The organism is Luteibacter sp. NPDC031894, assembly GCF_050273135.1.
Classification (GTDB): Bacteria; Pseudomonadota; Gammaproteobacteria; order Xanthomonadales; family Rhodanobacteraceae; genus Luteibacter.
This window is the reverse complement of sequence record NZ_JBNNMV010000004.1, coordinates 307,855-328,107: the sequence shown is the minus strand read 5'-3', so window position 1 is coordinate 328,107 and position 20,253 is coordinate 307,855. Positions and strand designations below refer to the sequence as shown.

15 protein-coding genes are annotated in these 20,253 nt (G+C 62.0%); 6 read left to right on the top strand and 9 right to left on the bottom strand.

Features of this window, described 5'->3' with window-relative positions:
* The first annotated feature begins 46 nt into the window (after positions 1-46).
* The 3 genes from ACQKIE_RS13565 to ACQKIE_RS13555 all read left to right on the top strand — a co-directional run bounded on the left by ACQKIE_RS13565 (position 47) and on the right by ACQKIE_RS13555 (position 4,728).
* Positions 47-2,203 carry a hypothetical protein gene (locus ACQKIE_RS13565; protein ID WP_427459911.1) on the top strand — a complete coding sequence of 719 codons (2,157 nt, stop codon included), beginning with the start codon at positions 47-49 and terminating at the stop codon, positions 2,201-2,203.
* Between the two features lie 168 nt (positions 2,204-2,371).
* Entirely contained in the window at positions 2,372-3,433 is a 1,062-nt protein-coding gene (locus ACQKIE_RS13560) for an acyltransferase family protein (RefSeq protein WP_427459909.1), read from the top strand.
* Positions 3,430-4,728, top strand: coding sequence for a hypothetical protein (locus ACQKIE_RS13555; protein ID WP_427459907.1), 1,299 nt, complete (start codon positions 3,430-3,432; stop codon positions 4,726-4,728). The genes ACQKIE_RS13560 and ACQKIE_RS13555 overlap by 4 nt, the downstream gene beginning before the upstream one ends.
* 37 nt (positions 4,729-4,765) lie before the next feature.
* Here ACQKIE_RS13555 and ACQKIE_RS13550 read toward each other — a convergent pair whose 3' ends face one another.
* Genes ACQKIE_RS13550 through ACQKIE_RS13525 form a run of 6 tightly spaced genes read right to left on the bottom strand, consistent with a single transcriptional unit; the run spans position 4,766 to position 9,919 of the window.
* The gene (locus tag ACQKIE_RS13550) at positions 4,766-5,179 is read right to left on the bottom strand and encodes a GtrA family protein (RefSeq protein ID WP_427459905.1); all 414 of its coding nucleotides are present in this window, start codon (positions 5,177-5,179) and stop codon (positions 4,766-4,768) included.
* The gene (locus ACQKIE_RS13545) at positions 5,176-6,117 is read right to left on the bottom strand and encodes a WxcM-like domain-containing protein (RefSeq protein WP_427459903.1); all 942 of its coding nucleotides are present in this window, start codon (positions 6,115-6,117) and stop codon (positions 5,176-5,178) included. Before ACQKIE_RS13545 ends, ACQKIE_RS13550 begins: the two co-directional genes overlap by 4 nt.
* Complete coding sequence (locus ACQKIE_RS13540) at positions 6,114-7,064, bottom strand: glycosyltransferase family 2 protein (protein ID WP_427459901.1); 951 nt, start codon at positions 7,062-7,064, stop codon at positions 6,114-6,116. The genes ACQKIE_RS13545 and ACQKIE_RS13540 overlap by 4 nt, the downstream gene beginning before the upstream one ends.
* On the bottom strand, positions 7,058-8,161 hold the full coding sequence (locus ACQKIE_RS13535; protein WP_427459899.1) for a DegT/DnrJ/EryC1/StrS family aminotransferase: 1,104 nt from the start codon (positions 8,159-8,161) through the stop codon (positions 7,058-7,060). Before ACQKIE_RS13535 ends, ACQKIE_RS13540 begins: the two co-directional genes overlap by 7 nt.
* A 47-nt stretch (positions 8,162-8,208) precedes the next feature.
* Positions 8,209-9,150, bottom strand: a complete 942-nt coding sequence (locus ACQKIE_RS13530; protein WP_427459897.1) for an electron transfer flavoprotein subunit alpha/FixB family protein — start codon at positions 9,148-9,150, stop codon at positions 8,209-8,211.
* Positions 9,151-9,172: 22 nt separating this feature from the next.
* Entirely contained in the window at positions 9,173-9,919 is a 747-nt protein-coding gene (locus ACQKIE_RS13525; RefSeq protein WP_427459895.1) for an electron transfer flavoprotein subunit beta/FixA family protein, read from the bottom strand.
* 162 nt (positions 9,920-10,081) lie between these two features.
* Here ACQKIE_RS13525 and ACQKIE_RS13520 point away from each other — a divergent pair, with 162 nt between their 5' ends.
* Positions 10,082-11,905 (top strand): LTA synthase family protein, encoded by a 1,824-nt coding sequence (locus ACQKIE_RS13520; protein WP_427459893.1) that lies wholly within the window; start codon positions 10,082-10,084, stop codon positions 11,903-11,905.
* A gap of 349 nt (positions 11,906-12,254) precedes the next feature.
* Here ACQKIE_RS13520 and ACQKIE_RS13515 read toward each other — a convergent pair whose 3' ends face one another.
* The 3 genes from ACQKIE_RS13515 to ACQKIE_RS13505 are packed head-to-tail and all read right to left on the bottom strand — an operon-like array spanning position 12,255 to position 18,109.
* Positions 12,255-14,294, bottom strand: a complete 2,040-nt coding sequence (locus ACQKIE_RS13515; protein ID WP_427459891.1) for a glycosyltransferase — start codon at positions 14,292-14,294, stop codon at positions 12,255-12,257.
* Positions 14,295-14,342: 48 nt separating this feature from the next.
* Positions 14,343-16,499, bottom strand: a complete 2,157-nt coding sequence (locus ACQKIE_RS13510) for a hypothetical protein (RefSeq protein WP_427459889.1) — start codon at positions 16,497-16,499, stop codon at positions 14,343-14,345.
* A 2-nt stretch (positions 16,500-16,501) separates the two neighbouring features.
* Positions 16,502-18,109 (bottom strand): electron transfer flavoprotein-ubiquinone oxidoreductase, encoded by a 1,608-nt coding sequence (locus tag ACQKIE_RS13505; RefSeq protein WP_427459887.1) that lies wholly within the window; start codon positions 18,107-18,109, stop codon positions 16,502-16,504.
* A 147-nt stretch (positions 18,110-18,256) separates the two neighbouring features.
* On the opposite strand from ACQKIE_RS13505, the gene ACQKIE_RS13500 reads away from it, so the two are divergent.
* Complete coding sequence (locus ACQKIE_RS13500) at positions 18,257-19,657, top strand: amidase (RefSeq protein ID WP_427459885.1); 1,401 nt, start codon at positions 18,257-18,259, stop codon at positions 19,655-19,657.
* Positions 19,654-20,253, top strand: a complete 600-nt coding sequence (locus tag ACQKIE_RS13495) for an alpha-ketoglutarate-dependent dioxygenase AlkB family protein (RefSeq protein ID WP_427459966.1) — start codon at positions 19,654-19,656, stop codon at positions 20,251-20,253. The genes ACQKIE_RS13500 and ACQKIE_RS13495 overlap by 4 nt, the downstream gene beginning before the upstream one ends.

The window sequence follows — 20,253 nt, the reverse complement described above, 5'->3', positions numbered from 1 at the left end:
GTGCCGGAAGCGTGGAGCAAGAAGCACCGAGCAAGGGGTATCGTGAATGCAGCATCTCATGGGAATACGGCGAGGCAAGGTCGCCGGCGCGGCTGCGGTCGCTTCACTAATCGCGGCGCTCTGCCTGTTGATTCATTGGATACTCGGCCACGACGCCCTTGTCAGTAATCCTGACGCCGTAGACATCTTCCTGACGATGGCTTTCGACAGTAGTCAGGCGGCGAGGAACCACGGCGTGAGCGCCATGTTGTTCGACCCGAATCTGCTGGCGGGATACTCTCACTGGCTGAACGCGAATTACAGCCCGCTCTATCCATTTTTCTTCAACTGGATGGGCTCCGACCAAACGACGTTCGATACCCTGCTCCGGCTTGAGTTCGTCGTGCGGCTGCACATGGTCATCCTGGCCTTGGGGGGCTACTGGTTATCGAGGGAGTTGGGCGCCAGTCGCTGGGCGTCTTTCTTCGCGGCATTGATTTTGCCCTGGATGCCGGCAGTCCAGACGACATTCGGCTGGCCGCATATTCTTGCTTCGCTGGCATGGATCCCGTGGGTGTTGGCGGCTCAGGTCCGTATGGCGCGTTCGGACCGGTTCGATACATCGGCGACCCTGACGCTGGCGATGTCGACAATTCTCCTGGTGTACGCGCAACCTGCGCAGAACCTGGTGATTGCCGCGTTTGCCAGCGGCATTCTTTGGGTGGTGCCCCTTTGCCGCCTGTGGAGGGATCGACAGGATCGCACCGACCTACGTAATCCGTCTTCAGTAATCCTGGGGTTGGCAGCCGCCGTCGCGCTTGTGCTTGTTGCCTGCGGGTACTACTTGGCGCGGCTCGTCCATTTTCAAGGCGAAAGCATCCGTTGGTTGGGAGCCTTCGGCCAGATTATTGGCGCCAAACGGGTTCCGGTGGACGCGCTACGGGAATTTGCCGTCTCGCCACGCGACATGATTTCCGCTTTTTCATTCAGGCCCGAGTATTCCAGTCAGCCAGGAAACCTCTTTGTCGGAATTTCATTGGTGGCAGTGTCGACCTACGCAGTGCTGCGGGCACGCGAGGCGTTCGTGCGTTCGTTAGGCATCGTGGCGCTCGTGGCGCTGGTGCTCTGCTGCAGGTTGATTGTTCCGGTCACATATTGGATTCCGTTGATCAACAAGATCCGTGAATTGAATTGGTGGTCCTGCCTATGGGTGATCGCTGTGGTGCCGCTCGCGGCGCGCGGGGCAACGATGCTCGCCGCCGATGCGAGGGACGGGGCTTTCTCGCGCCGCTCCGCGATTTCAATCGCAGCAGTCATCGTGGCCACGGCGGCGGTTGTTGCCGTGGTGGATCATTCGATGTCTCGCACGGGCGCGGTTCTGACCGCCGCCATGGCAGGCGCCGTCTTGCTCCTCGCTGCCTCGGGGCGTAGCCGCCTCTACGCGGCAGCGGCGGTTGCTCCGATACTCGCGGCGGTTACATTTGCGCCCGCGGCTTACGTCCTTCCCCATAGTGACGTTTCGAATTCCTATTTCTTCAACCCTCGGAACCTGCAATTGCGCCATGAGGCCAGGAATCTGGCGAACGGCTTGCCACCTGCGCAGAGGGGGCTCTATAGGGCGGCCGTCGATCCCCAGGTACCCGACTTCAAGGTCCTGACGCACATGCTGGCGAACGAAGGATTGCGAATGATTCGCGGGGATATTCATCCGCAACTCTTCTCGAAATTCGAACTGCTTTATTTCCCGAATGTAAGAGTGCAGAAGCTTTTCGGTGTGCGGTACACGGTTAAGGCGTCGAAGGCTGGAGACACCGACTTGCGGTGGGAAGAGCTCGATGGCGCGCGGCCTAGGCTGTATTTCCGAGCCGTCAAACCCACTTTGGCTAAAGTGCCGGCCGAGGCCGTGCTCCAGGAAAGCGGTGATGAAGCCATGCGCGACTTTGTTAGCGATAAGGTCGGGATCGACCCGAGGCTTTCAGGCTTGCCTGAGAGCGGTCCGGGAATCGTGACCCCGGAAATACTCGAGAACACCGCGACACGAATCCGTGCTGTGGTCACAACAGCATCCGCTGGTATTCTTGTCTTGAATGAGGATCCCGAGGGTTCGTGGTCCGCTTATATCGATCATGTAATCCAGAAGGGGGTCGCACTTAACGGCTTTCAGAGTGCGTTCGTGATCCCTGAGGCAGGAACTTATGAGATCGTCATCGAAGGGGGGAGATAACTTGATGAACTCATCTTATTCGCGTCGGTTTGCTTTGATGCTGATTCTCGCGTTAATGGTCGTTTTTGCAAGCGTAATGTCCGGCTGTAGCGCCGAGGGTGGTCGCAAGCCAGCCGAAGCGGCGGGCTGACCGACATGGCTAATGGGGACTCTGCAGCAAATGGAAAAATGCATAGCGTGATGAGGATCGGTGATGGGCTGCGGGCTCGCCAGGATAATTTCCTGTGGCTGCGTATCATCGCGGCTCTTATGGTCATCTACGGGCATTCGCTGATCATTTCGCCGAGTCCGGGCGTGACAGACCTGTTTGCATCGTGGCGCACCTATAGCGGCGAGATCGCCGTGGACATTTTCTTTGCGCTGAGTGGCTTCATGGTGTCGGGTAGCTTCATGCGTCGTCCCGATTGGGTCGACTTCATGACCGCGCGCATCCTGCGCCTGATTCCTGCGCTCCTCGTCTGCCTTGTTCTTCTGGCATACGTAGTTGGGCCAGTGCTTTCCAATCTGGATTCGCACTCCTACTTCGCAAGTAAGCTGCCGCGGCGATTCGTGAAGTGGAATCTGCAGTTCGCCTCGCGACAGAGTTACCTGCTGCCGGGCGTATTCACGACCAATGCTGTGAAGGACACGGTAAACGGAAGCCTCTGGACTATCCCGGCCGAGATGCGGATGTATGTCTTTCTCGCCATTTTCGGTGTGCTCGGATTCTTCCGATCACGTCGGGTTGCGTCCGTTATCTTGCTCGTTCTCTTCATCGCTGGTGCGGTGGTGCCCTGGCAGCTCCCCCTGTTCGATGGTTGGATCAAGATGTCGGGGTACTTTGCGCTGGGCGTGTTGGCCTTCATGTACAAGGACGACATTCCTGTTCGTACCGATATCCTTGCAGCCCTTGTCTACCTCGCATTCCTTTCGCGGGCTGTCTGGATATATCCGATTCTCGTCGCGCTAGCGATCACCTACTTCTGCTTCTGGTTCGCATACAGACTGAAGTTGCCGCGTATCGAGCGCTTCGGCGATCCGTCGTATGGTACTTACCTCTGGGGATGGCCAGCCTCCCAAGCGTTCGCGCAGTTCGTGGGGCCCGGGCATCCTTATGGCTGCGCGCTGGCGGCCGGCGCTGCCTCTCTCGTGCTCGGTTATCTCTCGTGGCATTCGATCGAGAAGCCGGCCATGCGCTTGAAGATGCGTGTGCATTCCATTTTCAAGTTTGGACAGACGAGCGCGCAATGATCGGTTTGCACCCGCGCACAAGGGATAGCTGTATCGCCGGTTTTGTCGCCGTGCTGGTTATTCTGATAATTCAGCAGTTGGCCGACGTGACCGAGTTCCACTACGACTCGGGCCAATATTGGTCGCTCAGCGAATTCAGGCCGTTCGCTGAAATACCGCCTGGAAGACGGGGATACCTCTATCCCTTGCTGCTTGCGCCGGTCAATTGGCTGTCGCAGGTAATGCACGGATCGAAAATTCCATACCGTATCGCATCCTCGCTTGTCTACGGCATCGCCTTGTCTGGATTCGTGACGACATTTTTTCTGCGCGTATTCAAGGGCGAGGCGACCGTGGCTCGCCGTCTTGTTGTGCCTGTCCTCGTCGCGCTCATCTTTCCGGGCTTGCTTCTCTACCCACTTTCGGATCTGCCCGCTCTGCTGTTGATCATTGCGGCGATTTCGCTAGCAGGCGGCAAACGCCCTAGCTCAGTACTTCACTATGCGGTGATTGGAGCGCTCTGTTATGCGGCCTACAATGTCCGCACGATTTACCTGTTTCCGTCCCTGGTTCTTGGTACATTTCTAACGTTGAACGCAAGAGGGGCCGGATGTCGCGCTGTCGCCGCCGCGCTCTTTCTGGCGGGGGCAGGCGTGCTGGCGGTTCCCCAGGTGCTGATCAACAATCATCTCTACGGTGTGAATTCGCCTTGGGTCGCGACGTTTGGTAAGTCATCACTTATGGCCTCACAGCTGCGCCACGGTATAGCGATCGATAAGTACGAGACATCTATCAGTCCATCCGATCCGAGTCCCCAGGTAGTGTATCTATCGCCTGGCGGCCGGGCCATCCTCGAGTCGAATCGTGATTTCAATGTCGAACCAACCGTCGGGAAGTACCTGAATATCGCCCTGCACGAGCCTGTATATTTTCTGCTCGCTTTTCTGCGGCATGCGATAGGAGGTCTAGATGTTCGCGATGGTACTGTTTACGTGACGGTTCGCTCAGGCGATAGAGACGTGTGGTCCGCTGTGCATTTCGCCTTCTTGTGGCTAGCCACCGTTACGATGCTCTTACTTGTACCCTGGCGCAGCGTGAAGGTCTTGCCGATTTTCTTACTGCTCTTGCCAGCGATCCTAATCATTCCCGGGGCAGTCGAAACGCGATTCCTCTTGCCTGCACACCTGGTTTTGTACGGTTGCGTCGCATCTCAATTCGGGTTCGAAGAGTTCGGCAGGCAGTTGAAGCGTCGTCCGTTGGCGGGGCTGGGAATCGCGGATTTTATGCCGCGTGTTTTGCAGTATCGACGTGGATGACCATGCGGACGGTCACGTTTGGGCTGGCCGACTGGAGCTAGTTCGGGGGTCGGCGCCCATGGAACACGAGCCTAGACAGCGCATAGGTGAGCGGTACGGTGACGATGATCGCAATGATTGGCCCCGCCTCTTTCGACTGATGAAACTCGTCGATCCATAGCCGAAGCACCAACATGCTTGCCAAATACTGCGCTAGGTAGACGAAGGGAAAAAGCAGCATCGACCGCCAGCCACGATGGGTCTGGAACACGAAGAATCGGTTGATCACGAAAGCAAGCACGATGCCGAAAAGATAAGCGATCGTGTAGGCGATCTTGTAGCCCATCACTTGGATGAGTGCTAGGTACAAGAGATAGGTGGCTGCGGTATTCGCTCCACCAGAAATGAGAAAGCGAAGGAAGCTGGACGCTGCCACCGCGGCGCGCGCGCGATCCGCAATGCCGCGCATCATGCGTTCCTGGCGCCAACCTTCTCTACAAAGGCGCCATATTCTCGAATGTAGTCAGCAGGGTCGTAGTAATGGGATGCAAAGACGAGCAGTACGGCATCTTCGGAGTACTTGTACTGGATGCCCCACGTCATCGGAGGTAAGTAGAGGCCGATGTTCGGCCGGTCGAGGACGAACTGCTCGCGGCGCTCGCCATCGTCTGCCACGACGTGCACGGAACCCTTAACTGCGATGAGGAACTGGTGGCACTCGAGGTGGGCGTGTTCGCCGCGAGTCTCCGCGGTAGGCACGTCATAGACCAGGAAGTAGCGCTTCGGCGCGAAAGGTATCTCGCGTTCGAACTCACCAACGGAGAGGTTTCCGCGCATATCGGCAATGGCATTGAAGGTGTGTAGTTGCACGCCCTTTACAGTGGATGCGCGCACGCCTTTGCCAGGAGCGGATGCAGGTTCTTCGTCACTTGCGGACACGGTACCAGTACCCGCATAGCCAATGATCTTCGCGGGATTGCCTACGACGATGGCATTGGGGGGGACGGAGCGGGTCACCACCGCGCCGGCGCCGATCATCGCGTTACGACCTATGCGGACTCCCGGGAGTATGGTGGCATTCGCACCGATGGAAGCACCCTCCTCTACGATCGTTCGGAGGAATTGGTCCGGGTAGACCTTGCTGCGTGGACGGATGTCGTTGGTGAACGTGGCGTTCGGCCCGACGAACACGTTGTTCTCAAGTGTTACCCCGTCCCAGAGCTGCACACCGCACTTCACGGTGACGTTGTCGCCCACGCTGACATCATTCTCGATGAACACGCCGTCGCAGATATTGCAACCGCCACCGATGGTAGCCCCCGGTAGTACGTGGGCGAACGCCCAGATGCGCGTTCCCTCGCCGATTCGGGTGGACTCGCAGAGTCCCTTTTCATGCACGAAGAATTTCATAGGTCCTTGCCAGGAAAGTCGATGCGGAGGGAAACCACATTGAGGGGCCGCTGCTTGGTGTTCTCATAAGCGCGCCAGGCATAGTTGCCCACGATGCCGATTCCAAACGTGTTCAGCGCGCCGAAGAAAAGGATCGCTAGCATGGAGCCCGCATAACCGGGCACTTCATAGGTACCGAAAATGCGTGCGGCTGTGACGATCAACCCTAGCAGCACCGCCACGCCAAGGCCTACGAGGCCGGCGCCCATCAGGACCCGCACCGGAAGATCCGAGAATGCGAAGACGCTATCGAGGAGGTAGGTCACCTTCTTCTTTATGGTCCAGGCACTCTTGCCGTGCTCCCGTTCGAGGCGGGTGTAGCCAATGAATTCACGGCGGCCGCCAAGCCAGAACAACAGGCCGAGCAGACTGCTGTTGGCTTCGCCGAGCGCCACCAGACGGTCTCGGAAGCTGGCGGTGAGGGCGAACACGTCGACACCGCCTTCGGGCACATCGGGTTGCACTAAGCGTCGGTAGATCTTCCAGAACAAGTTGGACGCGAGTTTGCTGAACCCCGGATCGTGCCGGCCCAGACGTTGGCCGAACGCAACGTCGAGCGGCTTCGAGGCTAGCGCCTTGAAGAAGTCGAGCATCAAGGAAGGCGGTTCCTGAAGATCGGCAGCCATTACACCGATAAAGTCCCCGCGAGCCTCGGCCAAGCCGCAGCGAATCGCCGCGAACGCACCGAAATTGCGAGAGAGCAACACGAGTCGGGAGGAAAACGATACGCCGCGAAGACCCTCTTCAAGCCGCGCAAAACTGGCGTCCGGACTTCCATCGACGACGAACACCGTTTCCATGGGCGCGTCCAACGTGCCTGCCAGGTCGTCGAGTGCCTGGAGCAGAGGCGCTATTGATCCCTCGTTCTTATAGACGGGGATGACGACAGAGTAGCGTGGCTTTACCACCGGTTGCAGGCCTCGATCACCCGCGTCACCTCGTCATCGGTGAGTTCGGGGAAGCAGGGGAGGGTGAGCACAGAGGCACAGGAAAGATCCGTGTTTGGCAAGCTCGTGGACGAAAACTGGCCGGCGAACAGGGGCTGGCGATAATCGGGTACTGGGTAGTGCACTTCACTTTTCACACCGCTGGCCGCAAGGTGGCTCTGCAATCCGGTACGATCCTCGGTGTGCACCACGTAGAGGTGGCCTACGAACTCATCGCCGCCTTGAGGTGGAACTCCGATCCTTGCATGTCGGATCCCGTCCGAATAGCGATTGGCGATCTCACGCCGCCTCGCGTTCCAGGCATCGAGCGATGGCAGCATCACTCGCAGGAACGCGGCTTGGATTTCGTCAAGCCGGCTGTTACGGCCGCCTGAAAGCTCATTGCTGTACTTGGCGGACCAGCCGTACTGGCGAAGCTTGCGCAGCGTATCGGCGATACCGGCATCGTTGGTTGTGACGGCACCACCGTCACCCAGGGCGCCGAGGTTCTTCGTGGGATAAAAACTGAAACTGGCTGCGCTACCGAAAGATCCGGCCTTTTTTCCCTGTGCGTCCCGAGCCCCGTGCGCCTGGGCGCAATCCTCGAAAATGGCGAAGCCATACTTGTCGGCGAGAGCGGTGAAGGCCGGCATGTCTGCAAGCCTGCCGTAAAGATGAGTCACGATTACCACATCGATGCGGCGCGTCGCGAGGATAACCTCGAGCGCGTTCGGGTCCATCGTGCAGGTCACAGGGTCGATGTCCACGAAAACAGGCTCGGCATCGCAGGCGAGGACCGCGGTGGTCCCATACATGGCGGCATTGCCGACCACCGCCACGCTTTTGCCCGACGTGACACCCAAGCTGCGAAGTCCGAGCTCGAGCGCCTCGGTACCGTTAGCGACGCTGACACAGTCGGATACACCGCACCAGGCGGCGAACTCGTTCTCGAATGCCTTCACATTGGGGCCAAGCACGAAGTATCCGCTCGATATCACCTCGGCTGCCACCTTCTCGAGCTGGCTGGCGATTGGGGCGATGTGACGGTCGAGTGCGTTGACGGGGACGGTCGTAGTCATGGGATTCCGTAGCGTGGAAAGCGAGAGGCCATCCGGCCTCCCGGGAGTTAACCGAGGGCGGCTTCGAGTTCGGGCAGTATCTTGAACAGGTCGCCGACGAGGCCGATGTCCGCGATCTCGAAGATCGGTGCTTCGCCGTCCTTGTTGATCGCCACGATCGTGCCGGCATCCTTGATTCCGGTCAGGTGCTGGATAGCCCCCGAAATGCCGATGGCGATGTAGAGCTCTGGCGCGATGATCTTGCCGGTCTGGCCGACCTGCATCTCGTTTGGCACATAGCCGGCGTCGACGGCGGCGCGCGACGCGCCGACAGCCGCGCCGATCTTGTCCGCGAACTTGTAGATGATCTCGAAGTTCTCCTTCGAGCCCACGCCGCGCCCGCCGGAGACGACCTTCGGCGCACCCTGGAGGTCAGGCCGGTCGCTCTTGCCCTGCTGCAGGCCGATGAACCGGGTATGCGTGGGCAGCGTGACGTCAAGCGACAGGGCCTCGACGGTCGCCGAACCGTTTGCCGCCGCCGCGGGCCAGGAGGCTGTGCGGATCGTGGCCACAACGATGGATGACGCGTCCACCTCGACCGTCACGATGGCATTTCCGGCGTAGATCGGGCGCTCGAAGCTGTGCGGACCCTCGACGGACATCACGTCACTGACCTGCGACACGCCGAGCAAGGCCGCGACGCGCGGAGCGACGTCCTTGCCGAAGGTGGTGGACGGCGCGAATACGTGCGTGTAACCGGCCGCGACCTTCGCGATCTGCGGCGCGAGGACCGCGGCCAGCGGATGGGCGTTCTCGCTGCGGGCGATGGTAAGCACCTTGCTCACGCCATCGATTCGGGTGGCTTCCGCGGCGACGGCGTCCGGGGCATCGGAAAGCACGAGCACATCGATGGACTCCGGATTGACCGCGGCAGCCGCGCTCACGGCGCGGGCGGTGGAGCCGTTGAGTTTGCCGTCGAGGTGTTCGGCGATAACGAGGATTTTGCTCATGTGGATTCTCCGGTCGGCTGCCTTACAGCAGGCCCTTCTGCTTGAGGGCCGCGACGAGCTCGGCGGCGTCCTTCACCATGGTCCCCTTGCTGCGCTTGGCTGGGGCGGCGTAGTGGGTGGTCTTGATATGGTCCGCTGCGCCGACACCCAGCGAGGCAAGCTCGATCACGTCGATAGGCTTCGACTTGGCCTTCATGATGTCGGGAAGCTTGATGAAGCGGGGCTCGTTGAGGCGCAGGTCCGTCGTGACCACGGCAGGCAATTCGGCCTCGATCTTCTCCAGGCCGGCGTCGACCTCGCGGGTCACCGTGGCCTTGCCGTCGGCAACCTCGACCTTGCTTGCGAACGTGGCCTGAGGGCGGTCCCAAAGGGCGGCGAGCATCTGGCCCGTCTGGTTGGCATCGTCGTCGATGGCCTGTTTGCCCAGAATTACCAGTCCGGGCTGCTCTTTCTCCACAATTTTCAAGAACGTCCGCGCGGCGGTGAGCGGAGAGATGGCGTCAGCCGTCTGGACATGGATGGCGCGATTGGCACCCATGGCCAAGCCGTTGCGTAGGTGGGCCGTCAGGTCGGCCGGACCAATGCCCACGACCACGACTTCCTCGGCGACTCCCTTCTCCCTAAGGCGCAGGGCTTCCTCCAGCGCGATATCGTCGAAAGGATTGGCGGATAGCTTCACGCCATCGGTGACGACACCGGTGCCGTCCGGTTTCACCTGAATGCGAACGTTGTAGTCCACGACGCGCTTATAGCCGACCAGAATCTTCATTCGGGGTTCCTGTTCATTGTGACGCACGCGACCGCGGGCGCCTCTGAAGTTGACCCGTCATTCTAGCGAATCTTCATTCCTGCGTTTGCCGCAGCGCGGGAAGCGGGATTCCACTTCATGGGCGCGTCTATCATATATCTGTTATTGTCATATGGCACTCATATGACAAGCCGGCTCATCCGGCGCAACGGGCAGTTGCCAGGGGTGGAGTACATGCGATTGGCCGTGAAATCGGTTGCAGCGACAACCGGGGGATTCCTCCTTCTGGTCGTGACCTCGTGGGCGCTTGACCGCCACTCCCTGCACCTCGAGTGGGATACCTATCTTTTCTCGCCGGGATTTTTCGCCAGCGCCTTGCCGTTGCTGGCCGCTTACGGAGTTCTTTTGTCAATCACGGGTCGAGCCGGCCTGTCCGTACTGCTGGGCGGCGCAATGGTCGCGGGGCTGTTTGTCGCGAACGCGAAGAAAATGGAGTATCTGCACACTCCTCTGGTCCCCGCGGACTACACATTCGTCCGGGGCGTGAGTCTTTCCAATTTGGGCCTGTTCCAGCACTACATCAATCTTCCCGCGGCGGGCGCAGCCATCGCGGCGTCACTTTTGGCGATCGGCCTCTTATTGCGCTATGAGCCGCCTGCCTTCCGGGGCCGCCTCGCTGTGCGGGCAGCGGGCCTGAGCGTCAGCCTATTGTTGGGTTGGCTGCTGCTGCCCGGGAATTGGCTTGTGGAGCGAATCTACAATCCTGTCGCGCTTCAGATCGCCTACTCCCCCGTCGTGAGCCAACTGCATGCGGGCCTGCTCAGCACGCTTGTCTACACCAACCTGGCAAATCAACGGGCGATGGATGTGGCGCCTGACCCAGCCGCTGTCGCGCGGGTGGTCAAGATGGAGCGGGCGCGCTTTCCGTCACTGCCTGCGTCGGTGGATGCGGGGCACGTCGAAAAGCCCGATATCGTGGTGATCCAGAGCGAATCGTTCTTCGATCCGTCGATCATGCGAAGCGTCGACACGACGGAACTCCTTCCCAATCTGCATCGCGCGCAAGGCGAAAGCGGCTTTGGCACAATGAGCGTACCCACCTTCGGTGGCGGAACATTGCGAACGGAGTTCGAGATACTTACTGGAATTCCGCTCGAAGCTTATCCAGACCTTCAGTTTCCGTACGTGCAGATATCGCAGCCGCGGATATCGAGTATCGTGACTTCGCTAGACAAAGCAGGTTATTCCACTACGGCCATTCATCCCAACGGCGGGGAATTTTGGAACCGCCGGGCAACATTTCAATCCCTGGGTTTCCAGAACTTTCAGACTATCGATGAGTTTCCGTCCACGGCTTACCGGGACGGCTATTACATGTCGGACCACTCGATGACCTCGCAGATCATCCGATCGCTTGAGCAGGCTCCGGGACCAACATTCGTTTTCGCCATAAGCATCGAAGCACACGGCCCATACCGACATGGGCCGGTGAAGGACGAGGCGCAACGGGCTGGACTGACCGTGCCGACGAATTGGCCCGCGAAAGCAGCGGACGAATTTCGCACCTACGCATACCACATCCATCATGCTGACGCGGAGTTGGGGCGTCTTTGGGACTACCTGAAGAAGCGAGACCGTCCGTTCCTCCTTGTCTTCTACGGGGACCATCTGCCCGGTTTCGAACTCGTCTATGACGCGGTTGCGTTCGAGAATGGAAAGGCTGCATGGGAGCAACGTGTTCCCTGGGTCTTGCTAAGCAGCCACGAATCGCCCTCCAATGGCTCAACCGAGCACATCTATTCTTGGATGTTGGCGGACGAGATTCTCCGTCGCGCGGGAGTCCATGAGCCCAATTACCTTCGTTTCGTCGGCAACGTTGGCAGGATGCTAGATGCGGAACATGGCGCGAGCGCCGATCAGACACGAGCTGGTCTTCGCTCTGCCGCGCGGATGCGCCTATCGGGGCGGTTCAGCGCCTTTTACAGGGAGCAGTCCGGTGAGAAATAGACGTTGGCACTTGCTCGCTGCAACTGTCGTGTTAGTGATCGCAGCCAGCTTCGCTCATAGGTTCCTGGTAGTGAAACTGGAACTGACGCCGAATCAGATCACGACATGTCCAAATGTGCCTGCTCAAATCAACGTTACGTGGCGGGCACCGCGCACGGACGTCGTTAAGATATTCATCTATCAACTGGGCGAAGCCCCTCGATTGTGGACGATGGGCGGCTCCAAAGGCGAAGCCAGGACGGGACCCTGGATAGGTGACGGAACAACGCTGATGATCACCGACGGGAGCGGGAAACCACTCGCCCGGAAAACTGTTGAGTCCATTGTCTGCCCAGCTTGAGGTAGCTAGTCAGCTTACCGCTAGCCTCAGGCTATGGAGCGCGGCGTCTGCTGAGAAATGTTTGGCAACATGCAGCAAGGAGCGATCGGAAAGCTCCGTCCAAAGCGCCGCATTCGCAGCCAGGCGTGCGTACACGGCCGCGAAGTCGTCCGGTGTTTCGGCTATCAGCACATCGATCCCATCCGTCAACCGCATTCCTTCGACGGCGATTGGCGTGCCGATCACTGGAACGCCATGGCTCATGGCCATGTTGACCTTGCCCTTCACTCCCGCGCCGAAGCGCAGAGGCGCAATGGATGCGAGGACTGAGTTCATCAACGGCGCGAGGTCTGCCACCCGCCCGAGCATGTCCAGGCCCGCGGCTTCCAAGATCCGACGCTCACCCTCTGGCACGTCCCCAGCAACGAAGATTCGAACATTAGGATCATGCTGCCGGAGTGCCGGCAGAATCTGAGCCGCCATCCAGTGCATCGCGTCGGCGTTAGGTGGGTGCCCGTGGCCGCCGATGAAGAGGAGGTCACGCCGGCCAGCGAATCCGGCCTTACGTCCGAAGACTTCGTGGATGTTCGAGAGAAGGCGGACAGTGGCTGTCGGTAGCAGATGCGCCAGCATCTCGCGTTCATATTCGCTGACGACGAAGGCGGTGTCCGCAGCTTCAATCAAAGCCAGTTCCTGACTCCGGGTTCTCTCAGCCTGTCGCGCGAGGGCGGCGTTACCACTCTGCTCCGCGGCCCTTTCTTCGCGAAGGAAATGGAGATCGACCGTATCGAAGATCAGCTTTGCCGCTGGTGCGTGCCGCCTCACGAGCGCTTCGTATTGGTTCGCAACGGTATGACGACAGAGAATGGTTGCTTGCAGCGCGTCGCCTATTGCCTCTAACCAATGGGGAAGGCTGCGGACCCAGGGCTTGATCAGCATCTCGATGCCGAGTCCGCCAAGCTCACGAACGATATGGTCTTCGGCATGTCCGTCGTCGGGTGCAAAGACCACGTGCCAGCCGTCCTGCAGCAATAATTTCATTATGCCGATGAGTCGCAGGGATCCGGAGTCGCGCGAAGCGTCCGGGGTCACGGTATCCACCACCAGTACGGTACCGCGGCGTCGCGCGCGATCCACCGCAGCCAGCGGTGTACCCGCTGATGGCTGCCCGCGCAGCGCATCAGCCCACTTCTCCACGAACTTCCGCTGGTTGACCCCCTGAAATCGCTTCATGCCCGTTTCGACGACACCGCCGGAACTGACCCCCTCCGCATGAATTACCAGACTGTCCGGCACGTACCAGACCGAGCGGCCCGCTGCCCGCGCCGCAAACGCAAGATCAGTGTCTTCGTAATAACCCGGCGCGTAGCGCAGGTCGAAGCCGCCAAGCGACAGGAAAAAGTCGCGAGCGATTGCCAGCGAGGCACCGGAGACGTAGTCCACCGTGCGCGCATATCGGAGCGAAGGGTCTTTCCGCGAAGAGAAGCGTCCAATGTTCCACGCCGAGCCGTCGGAGAACACCCATGCGCCAGCTTCCTGCAGGCGGCCGTCGGGATAGACAAGCTGGCTCCCCGCAATGCCTGCGTCGGGGCGCAGCGCAAAGCAGCGCAGCAAGGCTTCTGTCCAGCCCGGCGTGACCTGCGTATCGTTATTCAGGAAGACCAGGTACTCACCACGTGCCGCCGCCGCACCCGCGTTACAACTGCCGACAAAACCGAGGTTGCGTTCGTTGCAGAGCAGGCGGACGCCCGATACTTCCGCCAGCACCGACGCCGTGTTGTCCGGCGAAGCATCGTCCACAACGACAACCTCGAAGGGGTCGCTAGGCGGAAAATTGGCAATGGATCGCAGGCAGGCCAGGGTGTATTCGATTTTCCCGTGCACCGGAATCACGACACTGACGCGAGGGGTCGCTGACGTGGGCAAGGACAGGGACGTGAAAGCTGCTTCCAACGGCAACAAACTCAGCGAATCATCCACATCCGGCCGCCGAGCCAGATCCTGCGAAATCCGCCCAATCGTCCCCTTCCACCCGCGCAGCGCAATGCTGGCGCGAACGCGTCGCGTCATGCTCAGGAAGCGCTTATAACGCCAAGAAAAGGGAGTCGACACTGCCGCTTACCTCCGGGTCCGGCCGCTCATGTTACCGGGCTGGCCGTCCCCTTGGGCCAGGTCCAGTCGCCAAAGGTCGGCCTTGTCGCCAATCACGTTCAGCTTGTGGGCCTCGCCACGGAGCGCCATGGCCTCCAGCACCGGGCGGATGCGGGAGTCCACGGCTGCCACGGGGTTGTGGGACAGGGCCACCAACTGGATGCCGTGATCTCGGAACATACGTAGGATCGCCTGTTCATTCTCCAAAAGGGTGCCGCGGGCCCAGGAAATCGTGCCGATCGATTCATAGCGGACAGGAAAATACCCGCCGTCGTCGGCGGGCATGTCGCCGAGCATGCGGGTACCTCGCGGCCATGCTTCCAGCGCGTCGGCCAACGGCCCCATGCCGCTCACGCGGAACCGCGCATCGGCCAGCGTGCGCAGTTCGCCGAACGGTGTCCTGTCGAAGCGCGCGTCCAGCCGTCCGGTGCCTGGGAACCAGTTGCCTGTCGTCACCACCAGGAAGAGGCAGAAAGCGGCCATCGCCGTCGCGCCCCATAGGAAGGGGCGCGGAGTCACCACGGCGCGGGCCCCGACGAAAATCCCTGTCCATGCCGCCAGGTGCAGCAACACGATGGGCACGATGAAGTAATTGCCATCGGCGCCGTCGTTGCCGTAGCGATAGGCATAGAGCAAGGCGTACATCGACACGCCGACGAGGAGCATGAACAGCGTCGCAGGCTGCAGGATCCAGCGCCAGCCGCGCAGCGCGAGGGCGACGACGAGCAGCGGTAACCAGCCGTTGCCCATCCAGAACAGGGCCTGGTGGATATAGGCGGCGGGACCGAAGAGCGAGTCCAGCAGACCGGCCGGAAAGGGTGTCCGGAACGTCGGTTCATAGCGCCCGATGTCCTCGTGCAGCTCCCAGCCGAACAGGCCCTGCAGGTGCACCAGCACATCCGGCGAAGCGAGCGCGACACCGGCCTGCTCGAACGTGCGCAGGCAGACCAACGCGACCACAACGAGCCCGAGCCCCAGGGGGATGCCCATCCGCCCGTCCAGTCGCGGGCGCCTCACCGCCGCCACGGCGACAATGAAGACGAAGATGGCCGCGGCATAGGGAAGAACCGTCAGCCGGGCGAGCGGAGCGACCAGCACCGCGGTCAATCCGACACCAAGCCAGTGCCGATGGGTATCGCCGTGACGAAGGCGCAGACCGGCAAGCAAGCCCGAAACGCACAACCAGGCCGCGAGGAGCTCGCCCTTCGGCGTGGCGGCCGATGCCGCAACGGCCGGCACCACGCACGCGAATACCGCGCCGAACCATGCGGGAAGGCCTTCCACGCCGAGTTCGCGCAGCACTTCACGCGCGGTGGCCACCAACAGCATCCAGCAGAGCAGGCTGAAACCTGTTACGAGGCTGGCGCTGCCCAGGCCCAGGAAGGGTGCCTGCAACGACTCTGCCAGCTTCGGGTAGTAATGCACGTGCGCGATCAGCCCCTGTGCCTGGAAGAGGCCACCGTCGCCGAACAGGACGCGGTCCGCGTTGAGGCCATACCAGAGCGCGTCGCTGTCCACGGCGACAGCGGCCTTGGCGGACAACATGAGGACGATCGTCACGACGCTGGCGACCAGGAAGGCGCCGGCCCGGGTGGACGGAGGTGTCGGCGCGACGACCTGCCGATGCCAACGCCAGGACGCGAAAGCGAGGGCGCCGCCGAGGATGGCGATTGCCAGCATGCGCAAGGCGGGAAGGCTCCCGGTGCCCAGGAGCGACGCGGTCCAGATCGCCGCGGACCACATGAGTACGCCGAGGACAGCATCACGCAGGAACGTATCAAGCGAGGGCGCGGTCGGCATCCGAAGCGCGGCCGCTCCGCAGCGCCCGAGGGCGACGATGCCCATGAGGTAAAGCGCGAGCAGGAGCACCGTGATGTCTATGCCATGACGCCGCGCATATACCTCGGCGCAGAGGGCCGCCAGCACGATGCCGTGCCGGCGCAGTCGCAAGCTCCCATACACGGTACCCAGCAACAGCAGGCATTCGGCGAGGCTCTTCCACGCCAGCGAGCGCGAAAGCTGGCGAACGAACGGACCGGTGCCTTCGAACAGCGCGTGCCACGGCAGCCAGATGCATGCCGCGACGAGGACCAACCAGGCGAGCCATCCCAGGCGTACGCGCATGCTCAGAGGTTCTGGTAGTTCGGCCCAGACCCACCCTCGGGCGTCACCCAGGTGATGATCTGGTAAGGGTCCTTGATATCGCACGTCTTGCAATGCACGCAGTTCGCGGCGTTGATCTGCAGCCGCCGGCCGCCCTCGTCCTGCACGATCTCGTAGACGCCCGCAGGACAGAACCGCTGGCAAGGATTCCCGTACTCCACCGTGCAGCGCTCGATGCAGATGGTGGTATCCGCCACCTTCAGGTGCACCGGCTGGTCTTCGTCGTGTTCGGTTGCGGCGAAGTAGACGCTGGCGAGGCGATCGCGTGGCGCGAGGGTGCGGTCGACGTAATCCTTCTTCGGCGCCTCGTACCGGTCGAGCTTGCCCAGCGCGGACCAGTCCGCGTGGTTCTTCAGCGTCCATGGCGAACGGCCGAAGGTGACCGTTTCCACGGCCGCATTGGCAAGGCCCCACCACAGCCCCTTGTTGAAGCCGGGCCGGATGTTGCGCACCTTCTTCAGCTCCGTCATGACCGCGGAGGCGCGCAGCTTCGCGTCCCAGCCGGCCGGGTCGAAGTTCGTCGCCATGAGGTGCTCGGCGGCGAGCATCGCCGATGCGATGGCCTGGTGGGTGCCCTTGATCTTCGGCACGTTGACCAGCCCGGCGGCATCGCCGATCAGGATGGCGCCCGGCATCTCCACCTTCGGCAGCGATTGGTACCCGCCCTCGATGATGGCGCGCGAACCGGCCGAGACGATGGTGCCGCCTTCGAGGAGGCCCTTCACGTTCGGGTGGTGCTTGAACTGCTGGAACGCCTCGAACGGCGAGAAGTTCGGGTCGGGGTAATCCAGCCCCACGACGAAGCCGACCGCCACGCGGTCGTTATCCATGTGGTACAGGAAGCTGCCGCCGTAGACGTCGCTCGGCAGCGGCCAGCCGACCGTGTGCACCACCTTGCCGGGCGTGCCACGGCCCGGCGGCAGTTGCCAGAGTTCCTTCAGGCCGATGCCGTAGGTCTGCGGGTCGCTGTTGGCGTCGAGGTCGAAGGTCTTGATCAGCGTCTTGCTGATGTGTCCGCGGCAGCCTTCCGCCATCACGGTGACTTTCGCGCGAATGTCGATGCCTTCCGTGTAGCCCGGCTTGTGCGTGCCGTCACGCGCGATGCCCATGTCGCCGATGCGCACGCCGGCGACCGCGCCGTTGTCGTCGAAGAGCGCCTCCGCGGCCGCGTAGCCCGGGAAAACATCCACGCCCAGCGCCTCGGCCTGCGGGGCCAGCCAGGCGCAGAGCGCGCCCAGGCTGACGATGAAGTTGCCGTGGTTGTGCATCTGCGGCGGTGTCACCGGGCTCTTGATGCCGGCGGTGGGACTGGAAAGGAACCAGAATTCGTCCTTGGTCACCGGCACGCAGATGGGCGGTGGCGCCTTCCGCCACTCGGGCAGCAGCCGGTCCAGTGGTGCGGGCTCGATCACCGCGCCGGAAAGGATCTGCGCGCCGATGGTCGACGCCTTCTCGATCACGCAGACCGATACGTCCGGATTGAGCTGCTTCGTACGGATCGCGAACGCGAGGCCGGCGGGGCCGGCCCCGACGACGACGAGGTCGTATTCCATGGTTTCGCGTTCGCTCATGGCTGGCTCACTCAACGGCTGGCTACGGAATCAACCCGGTATTGTCCGGTTTCGCCGGTAGCGGGGCAAATGGCTGTTTCAAACGACCCGGGGTTGCACGATCTTCACATGTCGCGTTCATAATCGGCGCAAGCGCAAGGAGAGTTCATGAATACGATGCCGCCGGTCGCCGATGTCGACATGCGCCGCGCCACACTGCTGCAGATCCTGCATTGGCTAGCCATAGGACGGGTCCAGCCTCAAGCCCTTTCCGACGTGTACCAGGGCGCGATGGAGCGCCTCAACCCCCGCATCAATGCCTACGTCGACTACAGCGTGTCGCTGATCCAGGAGCAGGCCCTGGCGGCGGATCGCCGCCGGCGGGACGGCGTCATCGGCCGCCTCGACGGGCTGCCGATCGCCATCAAGGACAATTTCGACGTCGCCGGCGTGCCCACGCGTGCCGGCATGCGGCGTCGCACGGTCGTCCCGAGCCAGGACGCGCATGCGGTGGCCCGCCTGCGGGCGTCGGGCGCCGTGCTGCTGGGCAAGACCAACATGGACGAGGGCGCCCTCGGCCTCGTCACGAACAACCCGTTCCATGGCGCGACGCACAATCCGCATCGCCTCGGCTATACCGCGGGCGGTTCGTCCGGCGGGGCGGCCGCGGCCGTGGCTGCCGGTCTCGCCGTCGCGGCGATCGGTTCGGACACGCTCGGTTCGATCCGCGTCCCGGCGAGCTATTGCGGCGTGTATGCGTTGAAGCCTACGCATGGCGAGATATCGGCCCGCGGCCTCGTTCCCGCCGCGCGCCGCCTCGACGCGGTGGGCTTGCTGGCCCGCGGCGTGGACGACCTCACCGTGTTGCTGCAGACGCTCGCGGGCTACGACGCGGACGATGCGCGGTCGCGCCGTCGCCGCGTCGCCTTCTCGCCGCCCGACTGGGAGCCGGGCAACCTGCGCGCCGGTTTCCTGCCCGACCTGGCCGCGGTCGGCGTGGAGAAGGACGTTATCGACGTGTTCGACGCGGCCCTGTCGAAGTTGACGGGTGAACTGGGCGAGCGGCGCACCGTCGACTTCTCCGACTGGGACTTCGCCCGCACCCGCCGCGCCGGGCTCCTGTTGATGGAGGCGGAGATGCTCAACACGTTCGCCACCGAGTTGTCGGACGAGGCGTATCCGGTGTCATCCGGCTTCAGGGACATGGTGGATTTCGCCGCGAAGAAATCGGCGGCCGATTACGCGGCCGCGGACGGTGTCCTGGACGCTGCCACGCTCAAGATGCGCCGCCTCTTCGCGCAGGTCGACGTGCTGGTCCTTCCGACCACGCCGCAGGGCGCGTTTCCGCTGGATGGCCCCGTGCCTTCGTCGCAGGCGGACCTCTGCGGCTTCGCCAGCCTCGCCGGCTGTCCGGCCGTGAGCATTCCCATGGGTACGTTGCCGAATGGCATGCCGATCGGGTTGCAGCTGGTGGGTGCCCGTGGATCGGATCTGCGCCTGCTGGAGCTTGCCGGCGTCTGCGCGTCGTCGCTCGACGCCGAACCGGCCTATCCGGTCGAACCACCCTGACCGTCCGCTGGTCCCGGATCGAACTGCCCGGCGCGGACGTCACGTTCGCGCCGGGTTGGCTCGAGCCTGCGGAGGCCGACGACGTGCTCTCGCGCCTCAGCAACGACTTGCCGTGGGAAGTGCACCGCCTGCGAATGTTCGGTCGACTCGTGGATTCACCGCGGCTGAGCGCGTGGATCGGCGACGACGACGCGACGTATCGCTATTCGGGCGCGCGCTTCGTGCCCCATCCCTGGACGCCCCTGCTCCTGGCGTTGCGCGATCGCGTGGCCGACGCATGCGGCACGGCGTTCAACAGCGTGCTCGCCAACCTGTATCGCGACGGCAGCGACCGCATGGGCTGGCACAGCGACGACGAAGCGGAGCTGGGACCCGCGCCCGTGATCGCCTCGTTGAGCCTGGGTGCGGCGCGGACCTTTCGCTTCCGGGCAAAATCGGGAGGCGAGCCGGTGGCGATCGAACTAGGGCATGGCAGCTTGCTGCGCATGGCCGGCGCGACGCAGCGTCTTTACAAGCACGAGTTGCCGGTAAGGAAGCGGGTGAACGGTCCCCGCATCAACCTGACCTTCCGCCAGATCGAAGCACATCGCCGATAG

Excerpts from the sequence above, each read along its gene's own strand:
- ACQKIE_RS13560 (WP_427459909.1), top strand. The coding sequence starts at position 2,372 with ATGCATAGCGTGATGAGGATCGGTGATGGGCTGCGGGCTCGCCAGGAT.
- ACQKIE_RS13530 (WP_427459897.1), bottom strand. The coding sequence starts at position 9,150 with ATGAGCAAAATCCTCGTTATCGCCGAACACCTCGACGGCAAACTCAAC.
- ACQKIE_RS13550 (WP_427459905.1), bottom strand. The coding sequence starts at position 5,179 with ATGATGCGCGGCATTGCGGATCGCGCGCGCGCCGCGGTGGCAGCGTCC.
- ACQKIE_RS13510 (WP_427459889.1), bottom strand. The coding sequence starts at position 16,499 with ATGCGCGTACGCCTGGGATGGCTCGCCTGGTTGGTCCTCGTCGCGGCA.
- ACQKIE_RS13535 (WP_427459899.1), bottom strand. The coding sequence starts at position 8,161 with ATGACTACGACCGTCCCCGTCAACGCACTCGACCGTCACATCGCCCCA.
- ACQKIE_RS13500 (WP_427459885.1), top strand. The coding sequence starts at position 18,257 with ATGAATACGATGCCGCCGGTCGCCGATGTCGACATGCGCCGCGCCACA.
- ACQKIE_RS13520 (WP_427459893.1), top strand. The coding sequence starts at position 10,082 with ATGACAAGCCGGCTCATCCGGCGCAACGGGCAGTTGCCAGGGGTGGAG.
- ACQKIE_RS13505 (WP_427459887.1), bottom strand. The coding sequence starts at position 18,109 with ATGAGCGAACGCGAAACCATGGAATACGACCTCGTCGTCGTCGGGGCC.
- ACQKIE_RS13545 (WP_427459903.1), bottom strand. The coding sequence starts at position 6,117 with ATGAAATTCTTCGTGCATGAAAAGGGACTCTGCGAGTCCACCCGAATC.
- ACQKIE_RS13555 (WP_427459907.1), top strand. The coding sequence starts at position 3,430 with ATGATCGGTTTGCACCCGCGCACAAGGGATAGCTGTATCGCCGGTTTT.
- ACQKIE_RS13525 (WP_427459895.1), bottom strand. The coding sequence starts at position 9,919 with ATGAAGATTCTGGTCGGCTATAAGCGCGTCGTGGACTACAACGTTCGC.
- ACQKIE_RS13515 (WP_427459891.1), bottom strand. The coding sequence starts at position 14,294 with ATGACGCGACGCGTTCGCGCCAGCATTGCGCTGCGCGGGTGGAAGGGG.
- ACQKIE_RS13565 (WP_427459911.1), top strand. The coding sequence starts at position 47 with ATGCAGCATCTCATGGGAATACGGCGAGGCAAGGTCGCCGGCGCGGCT.